The organism is Pseudomonas sp. 05N432 (assembly GCF_056396945.1).
Genome location: NZ_JBFTMM010000013.1, coordinates 156,474 through 168,719, shown reverse-complemented (window position 1 = coordinate 168,719; position 12,246 = coordinate 156,474). Strand labels below are relative to the sequence as shown.

Annotated in this window: 9 protein-coding genes; all 9 read right to left on the bottom strand. The window is 60.8% G+C overall.

Annotated elements, in window-relative coordinates:
- Nucleotides 1–37: 37 nt before the first annotated feature.
- On the bottom strand, nt 38–355 hold the full coding sequence (locus AC1DHT_RS15760) for a DUF2934 domain-containing protein (protein ID WP_427537467.1): 318 nt from the start codon (nt 353–355) through the stop codon (nt 38–40).
- Nucleotides 356–376: 21 nt separating this feature from the next.
- Nucleotides 377–3,163 carry a malto-oligosyltrehalose synthase gene (locus AC1DHT_RS15755; protein WP_427537464.1) on the bottom strand — a complete coding sequence of 929 codons (2,787 nt, stop codon included), beginning with the start codon at nt 3,161–3,163 and terminating at the stop codon, nt 377–379.
- The gene (malQ, locus tag AC1DHT_RS15750) at nt 3,160–5,241 is read right to left on the bottom strand and encodes a 4-alpha-glucanotransferase (protein ID WP_427537461.1); all 2,082 of its coding nucleotides are present in this window, start codon (nt 5,239–5,241) and stop codon (nt 3,160–3,162) included. The genes AC1DHT_RS15755 and malQ overlap by 4 nt, the downstream gene beginning before the upstream one ends.
- Nucleotides 5,238–7,043 (bottom strand): malto-oligosyltrehalose trehalohydrolase, encoded by a 1,806-nt coding sequence (treZ, locus tag AC1DHT_RS15745; RefSeq protein ID WP_427537458.1) that lies wholly within the window; start codon nt 7,041–7,043, stop codon nt 5,238–5,240. The genes malQ and treZ overlap by 4 nt, the downstream gene beginning before the upstream one ends.
- Nucleotides 7,044–7,056: 13 nt before the next feature.
- Nucleotides 7,057–8,625, bottom strand: a complete 1,569-nt coding sequence (gene glgA, locus AC1DHT_RS15740) for a glycogen synthase GlgA (protein WP_427537455.1) — start codon at nt 8,623–8,625, stop codon at nt 7,057–7,059.
- 647 nt (nt 8,626–9,272) lie between these two features.
- Nucleotides 9,273–10,226 carry a D-2-hydroxyacid dehydrogenase family protein gene (locus tag AC1DHT_RS15735; protein WP_427537452.1) on the bottom strand — a complete coding sequence of 318 codons (954 nt, stop codon included), beginning with the start codon at nt 10,224–10,226 and terminating at the stop codon, nt 9,273–9,275.
- A gap of 13 nt (nt 10,227–10,239) precedes the next feature.
- The gene (locus tag AC1DHT_RS15730; protein WP_427537449.1) at nt 10,240–11,265 is read right to left on the bottom strand and encodes an alpha/beta fold hydrolase; all 1,026 of its coding nucleotides are present in this window, start codon (nt 11,263–11,265) and stop codon (nt 10,240–10,242) included.
- A gap of 79 nt (nt 11,266–11,344) precedes the next feature.
- On the bottom strand, nt 11,345–11,779 hold the full coding sequence (locus AC1DHT_RS15725; RefSeq protein WP_427537446.1) for a YqaA family protein: 435 nt from the start codon (nt 11,777–11,779) through the stop codon (nt 11,345–11,347).
- Nucleotides 11,779–12,222: a DUF411 domain-containing protein gene (locus tag AC1DHT_RS15720; protein WP_427537443.1), complete on the bottom strand. Its 444-nt coding sequence runs from the start codon at nt 12,220–12,222 to the stop codon at nt 11,779–11,781. Before AC1DHT_RS15720 ends, AC1DHT_RS15725 begins: the two co-directional genes overlap by 1 nt.
- Between the last annotated feature and the right edge of the window lie 24 nt (nt 12,223–12,246).

Genomic DNA, 12,246 nt, shown 5'->3' with positions numbered 1-12,246 from the left:
ATCTGCTCGCCACGCGGTCAATCAGAGCCTGGCACTCTCAACCGGCTGGCTTGCGCGGTGCTCGAGGCTTTTTTGCGGTCACCGGCTTTTCACCCGGTGGCGTTACCACCTTGGCGGTTGTGGCGGCTTTGGTTTTAGGCTTGGTCGCCGGGGGCTTGCTGGCTGCGGTTTTGCTGCTGTTGGTTTTGCCGCTATTGGGTTTGGCGGTTCGGGCAGGTTTGGTCGGGGCCAGGGCTTCGGCTTCTGCCAGCTTGCACGCCATCTCCCAGTGGCGCGTCTCCTGGCCTTCGGGTTTCCCCTCGGACTCCCAGATCAGATAGGCAAATTCACGAATGCGTTTGTCATCGGTACTCATCGTAATGCTCCTGAGTTGAGCTCAAGTCTGGATAAACAGATTGACCGGGAAATCTCCCAGCGCGGCGCTGATCAGCAATTCCTTGTGGTGTGTGACTGCACCTGTTGTAAAAAGTCCCTTCAGCTTTTCTTCGGCGGCAGTGAACGGCAGTTTGACCCGGGTATCGCCCCAGAGCAGGGCAGGTACTTGCGGTGTGGCACTGCTTTCCAGCAGCGACGCAACTCGCACCGGCACCAGCACAATCGCCCGTTGGCCGTTGAGTTCGCGGGCGAAAGCCAATACCCGCCCAGCCTGGCTGCCCACCACCTGCAACGCTTGATAACGGCCCCGCTGAAACAGTTGCGGGTATCGCGCGCGTAACGCCAACGTGTGGGCGATCAACGCCTGTTTGATGCGCCCGTCACGCCAGTTGTGCAGCAACTGTCGAGTGTCCACCGGCGTATGCAATGCTTGCTGGCGGACGGTGAAATCAACCGGTCGCCGATTGTCCGGATCCACCAGGCTGAAGTCCCAGAACTCATTGCCCTGATACAGATCCGCAACCCCCGGCACTGTCATGCGCAGCAAGGTTTGCGCCAATCCATTGAGCGCGCCGCCGCAGGCGATCGCTTGCGCAGCATCGGCGATGGCACTGCGTAAAGGCAGGCCTTCGGGGCTGAGCAGAAGGCGCTCGAGGAAGGCCCGCGTGGCCTGCTCATAAGGCTCGTTCGGTGCGCTCCAGCTGCTCTGGAGTTTGGCTTCGCGCAGGGCTTTCTGTTGCCACTGCCACAGGCGTTCGGTGTAGGCCGTCATCGACGGCAGGTCTTCGCAATGCAGCTCCAGTGGCCAACTGGCGAGCAAGGTCTGGTAGAGCAGCAGTTCATCGGCGGGTGAGGGCATCGACGGATCGCGGCGCAGGGCAGCACTCTGTGTCCGCCAGCCTTCGACGGTTTCGGCATACCAGGTACTGCGCTCGCTGAGTAATGCCAGACGTGCGCGGCTGTCTTCACCGCGTTTGTGGTCATGGGTGGCGCTGGTCAGCAGCGAGTCCGGGAATTCGCTGAGGCGTTGGCTGCACGCCGTGTGGAAGTCCGCAAGTGGGGCGCTGAACCGCTCGGTGTTGAAGCCGACATCGTTACGCGACAACAGCACGCCTGAGCGATAGAGCGCGGTGTCTTCCACGGCTTTGGCGGCGGTCGGTGAGGTCAGTTGCTGGAAGCGCACACAGGCATGCTTGAGGATCTTGCGTTGACGGCCTACCGGGCGCTCGCGCCAGGGCTGCCCACCCAGCCATTGCGCCAGATAGTCGAGCACCGGCCAGTCGGCTTCGCTCAAGGTCTGGCGCGCGCCGTTCATCGCGTGCTGGAAAAACACCTCGTCTTGTGCCGAGCGCCCACACGGGCCGATGTATGTTCGGTACACCGGAAAATGCACGATCAGTTCCTGCAATGCCCGACGAATCGCACCCAGGGTCAGGTCTCGGCTCATCAGGTCATCGCGGGCCACTTGCAGCAAGGCCTGCGCGACACTTTCGAAGTCGCCGGCCAGCGAACCGTTGAGGATTTGCTGGCGTGCCAGTTGTGCTTCCTCGACGAACGCCGCGGGCCGTTCGGTGTGTCGGCTCCACAGTTCGCCAAGGACTTGCTCGCCTTGCGGGTCGTGTTGCAGCAGCGACAGTTGATTCATGAACTCGTAGCCCGTGGTGCCATCGACCTGCCAGTCGCGACGCAGCGTTTCACCGTCGCCGAGTATTTTCTCGACGTAAATCGGTACGTGTCGCAACGGTGACAGGACGTTCACCCGACGTCTGAGTTTGCGGCAGTAACCCCGTGGGTCGGCGAGTCCATCGATGTGGTCGATACGCAATCCATCCACCAGCCCTTCGGCAATCAGCTCGAAAATTTTTGCATGGGTGGCTTCGAACACGGCCGGGCGTTCGACCCGCAGCCCTGCCAGTTCATTGATGTCGAAGAAGCGCCGCCAATTTATGTCATCGGCTGCCGTGCGCCAACTGGCCAGGCGATAGCTTTGGCGTTCGAGCAGCTCGTGCAGACGGCTGAAACCTTCGGGCTGGCGGGAGTCATGGCGGCTAAGGTTGTGTTCGATGCAACGCAAGATCGCCGGATCAGACGCCAGTGTGATGAGCGCTTGTTGCAAGGGGCGTGCAAGGGAATGGGCATCGGTCTGGTAGTGCAGGGTAGTGAACTGATCGGCCAATACCTTGAGCTGCAGTGCCCGTTCAACGTCGAGCGAGTCGTCAGGCTTGAGCAGTTCAGCGTAGTCGGTGGGGCAGATCGGAAAGTGGTGCTCATGGTGTTCGACATGGAAACTGCCCCGTCCGGGATCGAAGTGCAGCGTCAGCGTACCGTCCTGCAAGGCGCTGCCGTAATCGTTGCCCAGGAACGGCAGCAATAGCTGGCCTTCGAGTAATGGGTCTGGCGAATGCCATTGAATGTCGAAAAACTCACCGTAGGGGCTTAATCGCCCCCACTCCAGCAAGTCCAGCCACCAGGGATTGTCGGCGCCACCTACGGCCATGTGGTTGGACACGATGTCCAGAATCAGCCCCATGTCCTGGGCGCGCAGCGCACTCACCAGTCGCCGCAGGGCTGCCTCGCCGCCCAGTTCGGGATTGACCCGGCTGGGGTCGACCACGTCGTAGCCATGCATCGACCCGGCGCGCGCACTCAACAGCGGCGAGGCATAGAGGTGGCTGATGCCTAAACCGCTGAAATACGGCACCAGCGGCACGGCGTCATCCAGGGTGAACCCCTGATGAAACTGCAGGCGCAACGTCGCCCGTACCGAGAGGGTTTGCACCTCACTCATTGATCACGCTCGGCTGCCTGAAGGCGCGCGCAAGCAAGCAGTTCCAGCCGTCGTGCGGCATCCGCATCGTCCAGCAGTACGTCGCTTTCATCGGCAAAGCGCCGGCGCCAGTTCGGATGACTGTCCGTGGTGCCGGGGAGGTTGGCCTGCTCATCAATGCCCAACGCATCCTCCAGCGGCAGCAACACCAAGGGGGCGCGGGTGTGACCCAGGAAACGCACGCTGGCGTCGAGTACCTGATCGGTCTCGTGGCTCTCTTCACGGAAATTTTGCGGGTCCTGACTCAAGGCTCGACGTAAACCTTCGCGTTCGCGCTGACGGTGCTCGCGCCATTGCTGTTCACCGTGGCTGTCGACCAGCCCCAAGCGGACGCTCCATTCGATGTCGCGGCCATGCCACCAACCGTTGAGCGTTGGCAGGTCATGGGTGCTGGTGGTGGCGAGGGCGTTATCCGGCCAATCAAGAATCGGTTTGAAGTGTGTCCCGTGCTCCTGCTCGAACAGCAGTACGCGCATTCCCAGGATCGAGCGGGCGATGAGTTTGTTGCGCAGGCCATCGGGTACGGTGCCGAGGTCTTCGCCAAGCACGATCGCCTGATGTCGATGGGATTCCAGCGTCACCAGACGCAGCAGGTCGTCTACGGGGTAATACAGATACGCGCCGTCCCTCGGCGGCGCGCCGAGGGGGATCACCCACAGCCGCTGCAAACCCATGACATGGTCGATGCGCAGACCGCCGGTATGGGCAAAATTGGCCCGCAGCATTTCAATGAACGCGCGAAACCCATTACGTATCAACCCTTCGGGGGAAAACGCAGAAATCCCCCAGCCTTGACCCGTGCGGTTGAGAATGTCCGGGGGGGCGCCGACGGTGAGGTCCGCCAACAATTCGTCCTGACGACTCCAGGCCTGGCTGCCACCGCCATCCGCACCGACCGCCAGGTCGGCGATCAAACCGATGCCCATGCCACTGCTACGCGCAACGGTTTGTGCACGTTGCAAACTGCGGGCGATCAACCATTGGCAAAAGGCGTAGAAGCCGATGCGATCTGCATTTTTCTCGGCAAATACCGTCAGTTCGACACTGCGCGGGTCGCGCCAGTGCTCAGGCCATTGGCGCCAGTCGAGGCTTTCGCCAAGGGCGGTACAGGCTTCCTGAAGCGCCTCGAAACGGCAGTGGTTTTCCAGGGCCTCGCCACCGTCGTGACGAAAGCTGTTGAAGTCCGCGAGCAAGGGATGATCACCCTGGGAGAATCCTTCATACAGCGCTTGCAACAATTGCTGTTTGGCCTTGGCAGCCGCGGGCCAGTCGATCAGCGGTTGCTCTTCGAGGTGTTTGAACTCGTCGGCCAATTCAGTGGCGTCGATGGCCAGGCGCAGCGCGCGTTCGCCGAGAACTTCCCCGGGTGAGGCGTACAAGCTGTTGAGAAACAGACGGCTGGAAGGCGAGTAAGGGCTGTAGCGTTGTGTGTCGTTGCTGAACATCGCGTGCAACGGGCTGATCGCCAATGCATCGGCGCCGCGCTCACCGGCAACGCGGGCGAGGTTTTCCAGTGCCTGCAGGTCGCCGAAGCCGCCATCGCCGGGGCGTCGTAGTGAATACAATTGCACACTCAGGCCCCAGGCCCGGGGTATCGGGTTGTCAACGGCAGCGGCCACGCTATGGCACTGCAAGGGGGCGACGGCAAGTGTGAAGCGTTGGCCGGCGATGCGAACGTCCTGATAGCCGATCGGGATCAGCCCCGGAAGAACCGCTTCCTCATCGAGTTTCAGGTGGAGGATCGCGCCGTCTTCCAAGTGAATCTCGCAGGGCGTTTCAGGGGCAAAATGATGCCCGAGGTCGAGCCCGGTGCCGACATCGACCGTCATCAATGGCGGCAAGCGCTTTTTTTGCTGGTTCTGTTGCAGTTCCTGCAGGCTGGCGTCGATTTCCTGAGCGCTGCCAGCCGGGTGGCCGAGCCCGGTGAGGATCGCACGCAGTGCCGCCGGAGCGACTTTTTGGGGGCGGCCATTGGCGTCGATCCAGTCGACTGCCAGGCCGGCTCGGCTGGCGAGGATTTCCAGTTGCGCATCGCTCATGGACGCTCTCCAGTGGTGGGTAGCAAAGGTGCCGCTGCCGTCAGACTGACCAGCGCGCAGTAGGGGGCGAGGGTGCCTTGTTGCAGGGCTTCGAAGGACCGCTGCGGGTATTCGAACAGCAACCGGGAATGGGCTTGTGATGAATGGGACACGGGCTCCGCCGTGAGGTTCAGGTCGATGCACAGCAGGCTGCCATCGCCCATATGCCAGCGCGCACTTATCGCCCCCGTTGCCAGAACCGTGGCGCCCAGTGCGTGAGCACCGGGCAGGCGCGGGATGATTTCCCGATGACGGATCAGCAGCAACTGTCGATACAGCGTCAGGGTTGCTTGCTGTGTCAGCGGTTCAGATGAGGTCAGTGTCGGACGCGAAGCCGTGAACGTGTGCAACGCATTCGGGTCGGGAATCTGCTCGCGGGTGTGCGGATCGGCAAATGCGCTGAACGCTGCGAACTCATTGCGTCGACCTTCTCGCACCTGCCTGGCCAAGACTCCATGGTGGCTGGTGAAAAACAGGAACGGCTCGCCAGCGGCGTATTCATCGCCCATGAACAGCAACGGGATCATCGGTGATAACAACAGAAGGACCGTCGCCGCATGCAACGCCTGAGGTGCAGTCAACTGGTGGAGACGCTCGCCAAAGGCACGGTTGCCGATCTGGTCATGGTTTTGCAGAAACAGCACGAAGGCGCTGGGCGGCAAATGTCCGCTGGGTTCGCCGCGGGCATGGCCGTGGCGATTGGTATGGCCCTGATAGGCGAAGCCCTGGCTCAGGCAGCGCGCCAGTTTTTCGGTGGGTCGCTCGGCAAAGTCTGCGTAATAAGCCTCGGTTTCTCCGGTCAGCAGTACGTGCAGCGCGTTGTGCCCATCGTCGTTCCACTGCGCGTCGAACCCCTGCTCCAGCAGGCTGGCCTGGTTGTGCTCGTTTTCCAGGGTGAGCCAGACATGACGGGGTGGGTCGATGTGCTCGCGCACGGTTGCCGCCAGTTCCTGAAGGAAATCCGGATCTTCGATGGCGTGTACCGCATCCAGACGCAAACCGTCGAAACGGTACTCAAGAAGCCACATCAGCGCGTTGTCGATAAAGAAGTCGCGCACCTCGCGACGGCGGAAATCGATGGCCGCACCCCAAGGCGTGTGCAGGTCTTCGCGGAAAAAGCCCTTGGCATAGTGATGCAGGTAATTGCCGTCAGGGCCGAAATGGTTGTAAACCACGTCGATGATCACCGCCAGACCCAGACCGTGGGCGCTATCGATCAGGTGCTTGAGCGCATCAGGTGTGCCGTATGACGACTGGGGCGCGTAGGGCAGCACGCCGTCGTAGCCCCAGTTACGCTCGCCGGGAAACTGCGCCAGGGGCATCAGTTCGATCGCGGTAACGCCCAATTCGGCCAGTCGTGGCAGGTGCTTTTCGACTTCGGCAAAACCACCCAACACACCCACATGCAGTTCGTAGATCACCGCTTCATGCCAGGGGCGGCCTTGCCACAAGAGGTGCTGCCAACGGTAAGCGTGCGGGTCAACCACCACACTGGGTGATGCAAGACCGCCGGCTTGCGCTCGGGACGCGGGGTCCGGCACGTCGAGTTCGCCATCGATGTTGTAGCGATAGCGAGTGCCGGCCGGGCAACGGGTCTCGATCACGAACCAGCCGTCCGCCTGAGGCACCATCGGCAGTGATTGCCCGTCTTCCAGCTCGACGCTCACATAAAACGAATCTGGCGCCCACAGGGCGAAACGGGTGTGTTCGGCATCCAGCATGACGGCGCCGTGGGGCCAGGTTTCCGGAGTCCGTAACGGCATTCAAGAATCCCTCTCACTGCTTGACCGAATGACCCAACGCCTTGGCGACCAGTTGTTCATAGAGTTCAGCGTAGGGTTCGACCGCTTTGCACCAATTGAACGGTGCGGCCATGGCCCGGCAGCGCATGGCGTTCAACAGGGGCGGGTGAGCGAACACCTTGAACGCCCGGCGCAAGGCGCCCTCGTAGCTGGCAACCGTCGACTCATCGAAGAGAAAACCGGTGACGCCATTGTCGATGGTGTCGGCCAGCCCGCCGGTGTTGCGTGCGACCGGCAACGAGCCGAAACGCTGCGCATACATCTGGCTCAAGCCGCACGGCTCATAGCGTGAAGGCATCAACAGGAAATCACTGCCGGCGAACATCCGTCGCGCATCGGTTTCGTTAAAGCCGATACGCACTCCGATTTGCCCTGGAAAGCGCAGGGCGAGGGCGCGCATGGCTTGTTCTTCTTCCGGCTCGCCACGGCCGATGATTGCGATTTGCCCACCCGAAGAGACGATGAACTCGGACACGGCTTCAGTCAGGTCCAGGCCTTTCTGGTAGACCAGTCGCGAAACCACGGCGAACAGCGGACCCTTGGAGTCCTTCAGGCCGAACAGTTTGCGCACGTGGGTGGCATTCACCGCTTTGCCGTCCCAGTCGCCGATGCTGAACGGGCAAAACAGGTGGGGATCGGTCGCCGCGTCCCAGCTTTCGTCGATGCCATTCGGGATGCCGCTGAGCAGGCCTTGCTGGGTCTTGCTGGCGAGGAAGCCGTCGAGACCGCAGCCGAAGGCCGGGGTGGTGATTTCCTGGGCGTAGGTCGCGCTGACGGTGGTGATATGGCTCGAATAGGCCATGCCCGCCTTGAGAAACGACAGCTTGCCGTAGAACTCCATGCCTTCCTGTTGCAGGGCATGTTCGGGAATACCCAGTTCAGGGCAAGAAGCGAGGCTGACCACGCCTTGGTAAGCCAGGTTATGAATGGTGAACAGGGTCGGCGTGCGCTGACCACGCCAGTGCATATAGGCTGGGGCCAGGCCGGCGGGCCAGTCGTGAGCATGCACCAGATCCGGGCGCCAGTGGATGTGTGCCAGGTTGGCGGCGAGGTCGGCGGCAGCCAGGCCCAGACGGGCAAAACGGATGTGGTTGTCCGGCCAGTCGCGGCCATTGTTGGCGCCGTAGGGCGAGCCCTCGCGTTCGTACAGTTCAGGGCAGATCAGGACGTAGATGACCAGCCCGTCGGGCATGTCCATGCGGCCGATCTTGCACGGTGGCAAGGCGGCGTGTCCGCCCAGTTCGCCGATGATATGGATTGGGTTTTCGCTGTGCATCACTTGCGGATAACCGGGAATCAGCACCCGGACATCGTGCAGATGGGCCATGGCTCGGGGCAATGCGGCAGAAACGTCACCCAGGCCACCGGTTTTCACCAGGTCGGCGATTTCCGAGGTGACAAACAACACTTTCTTCTTGTTTGGATTCTGACGTGGAGCGGGCAGTACCGTTTTCGCACCCGGGGCAAGAACCGACATGGAGGTCGGCTCGCCGACTTGCTGGTGAGAACGCTCTCCCTGGATTTCTAAAGCGGCACTGTTCATGTGTTTCTCCCGTTTTATTGATCTGTTTCAGGCATCTCACCCCAATGATGCAGGCGGCCAGTTCCCGTGGCCGGGCGCAAAAGCGCTACGCAAGGAGCAGCAAACGCTGGTCGATGCGCTGAATCTCAAAGGCTGTAGTGGTTGTTGCAAGGATTGCACCAGTCGCTGCGGCCCCACCTTTAACCTGACCTGTTGCTTCGGCAGAAAGTTTCGATTTTTTCCCCACAAAATGACCGGCCGGTTTCCAGTCACGAAATGGAGTCTAGGTCAGAACGTAGAGCGGGGTGTGTGACGATTTGAAATTGTTCGACAATCGGTCTGACGTCACGATTTCCGGGCTCAATAAGCCGCGCCCGCACCGACGAAGTGCAGGTTCTTTCGCAGCCAAGGCACAAAAACAGGGAGAAGGTTGCCAGAGAGTGGGGCGTGGCAATGCGCCGCTCGCACCCTATTGGTGCGAACAACTTGCAGAAGCAGGCACCACCAACCCTGTAGCAGCTGGCGCAGCCTGCGTTCGGCTGCGAAGCAGTCGTGAAACCATTCCCTGCGGTGTGTCAGGCTCACCGAGTCGTCAGTATTTACGACCGCTGCGCGGCCGAACGCAGGCTACGCCAGCTGCTACAAGTTGTGGGTCGGGACGCTGTGGCCTAATTCAACAGCCGGATCGAATGGCCAGTTGTCCAGGCTTGAATATCTTCAATCATCTGTGAAAAGAACAGCCGGTAGTTTTGCTCGCTGACATAGCCGACATGCGGCGTGGCCAGTACGTTGGGCAATGTCCGAAACGGATGGTCGACGGCTAATGGCTCCCGCTCGAAGACATCCAGCGCTGCGCCCTTCAAACGGTTCCGTTCAAGGGCCTGGATCAATGCGGCTTCATCGACGATCGGTCCGCGCGCGGTATTGATCAGCAACGCTGACGGTTTCATCCAGCCGAGTGCCTGTTCATCGACCAGGCCCCGGCTGCGCTCGCTGAGCACCAGATGGATCGATAGCACATCGGCTTGTTCGAACAGTTCGCGCTTGCTGACATAAGTAACCCCGGCTTCGGCTGCGCGCTCGGCGGTGAGGTTTTCGCTCCAGGCGATAACGCGCATCCCGAACACTTGACCGAACTCGGCGATTCGTTTGCCGATGCTGCCCAGGCCCAGAATACCCAGGGTCTTGCCGTACAGGTCGCCACCGAGGCCTTGTTGCCAGTGACCGGCCCGCAGGGCGTTGGCTTCTGCGAGCAGATTGCGAGTCAGGGCCATGATCAGCGTCCAGGTCAATTCGGGCGCCGCCTGTTTGTAGCTGTCGGTCCCGCAGACCTGAATCCCCAACGCGGCGGCGGCCTTGAGGTCGATGGCGGCATTGCGCATGCCTCCGGTGACCAGCAGTTTGAGTCTGGGCAGGCTGCGCAGGAGTGCTTCGTCGAACAGCGTGCGCTCGCGCATCACGCAAATCACCTCGAAGGATCGCAGGCGCTCGCTCAGTGTGGCGTGGTCGGCAGGGTAATCATGCAAAAAGCTGACCTTGCCGATCCCCTCCAGCACTGACCAATCCACCACGTTTCGGGCCACGTCCTGCCAGTCATCGATCACCGCAATCTGTACAGCCATGAGCATTGCCTCTTCAAAGGGTTGGCGTGGTCTTGGCCAGCCAGCCAAGTAACGCCTGATGAAATTGTGCGGGTTGTTCCATTTGTGGTGCGTGACCCAGACCGGGGAATTCGATCAGCGTCGATTGTGGAATCAGTTGTGCGACCTGTTTGCCAAGGACGTCGTAATGGCCAATTTTGGCCTTGACCGCAGGTGACGCAATGTCGCTGCCGATGGCCGTGGTGTCGGCCGTGCCGATCAATAGCAAGGTCGGTATTTTCAGGTTCTTGAACTCGTAGAACACCGGTTGGGTGAAGATCATGTCGTAGATCAGCGCGGAGTTCCAAGCCACCTGAGCATGACCCGGCCCCTTGTTCAGGCCGGCGAGCATGTCCACCCAGCGGTCGAATTCAGGTTTCCAGCGACCAGCGTAATAGGTACTGCGCTCATAGTTGCGAATGCCGTCGGCGGACAGTTTGAGTTCGCGGTCATACCATTGATCGACGGTGCGATAAGGTACGCCGAGGGCTTTCCAGTCTTCCAGGCCAATGGGGTTGACCAGCGCCAGTTGCTCGACTTGCTCGGGATATTGCAGCGCATAACGGGTCGCAAGCATGCCGCCGGTGGAATGGCCCAGCAAGCTGGTCTTTTGAATGCCGAGTTTGGTCAGCAGTGCGTGGGTGTTGCTCGCCAGTTGCTGAAAGCTGTATTGATAGTTTTCCGGTTTGCTGGAGGTGCAGAAGCCGATCTGATCCGGGGCGATTACCCGGTAGCCAGCATCGCTCAGGGCCTTGATCGAACTGTCCCAGGTTGCGCCGCAGAAATTCTTGCCGTGCATCAGCACGACGCTGCGACCGTTGGCTTTGCCGCTGGCGGCGACGTCCATGTAACCCATTTGCAGGTTTTTACCCTGAGACTCGAAAGCAAAATGCTTGAGGGTATAGGGGTAGTCGAAACCCTGTAGCTCCGGCCCATAGGCAGGCCCGTCGGCGTGGGCCAGGACGGGCAGGGCGAGCGTCAGGAGCAGGCCGGACAACCGAAGAGGACGTGAGCGGGGCATAGGTGAACTCCGTTGCGAATCGGTCGATGCTGGAGCGTGGTGATTAGGGCGACATTAACAATGTGGCCGCACCCAAGGGTCAAGGTATCCAGCCCAGTGTCGCCAGCGCCAGCACACCATAACGCGCACCTTTGGCGAAGGTCACGATCAGCAAAAAACGCCCCATGGGTTCTCGCATCACGCCGGCCACCAGGGTCAGTGGGTCGCCAATGATCGGCACCCAGCTCAGCAGCAGTGACCAATGGCCATAACGTTGATAGTGAGTGCGGGCCTTGTCCAGATGAACAGGGCTGACCGGAAACCAGCGACGCTCCCTGAAGCGCTCGATGCTGCGTCCCAGCCACCAGTTCAGCAACGAACCCAGCACGTTGCCGAGCGTGGCGACGGCGAGCAGCCACCACAGCCCATGCTCGCCGTTGAGCAACAATCCCACCAGCACGGCCTCGGACTGCAACGGTAACAGCGTCGCGGCACCGAATGCCGCGAAGAACAGCCCGAGATAGCCAACGAGCATTACCGGGCCGGGTAGTTGGCGACCACTTTATCGGTGCCATTTTCAGTCAACCCAATGACCTGATAAGCATCGGCCATGCCATCCATTTCCATGCCTGGCGAGCCCATGGGCATCCCCGGAGCAGCCACGCCAAGCAGGTCGGATTTGCTCAAGGCCAGAACCTGATCAGCGGGAACATGGCCTTCGACGAATTTGCCGTTGATCACCGCGGTGTGACACGAAGCCAGCCGCGGCGGGACGCCGAGGCGCTGCTTGACTTCGCTCATGTTGGTTTCGACGTGATCGTTGACCTTGAAGCCATTGGCTTCCAGGTGCGCGATCCACTTTTTGCAGCAACCGCAATTGGCATCGCGGTGGACATCGATCGGAATCAGCTCGGCGGCATGGGCCAGGGAGCTGATGAACAGGGCACCAAGGGCCGCCAGACGCAGTGTGGTTTTCATCGGTTATCTCTCGTTGATCAATTC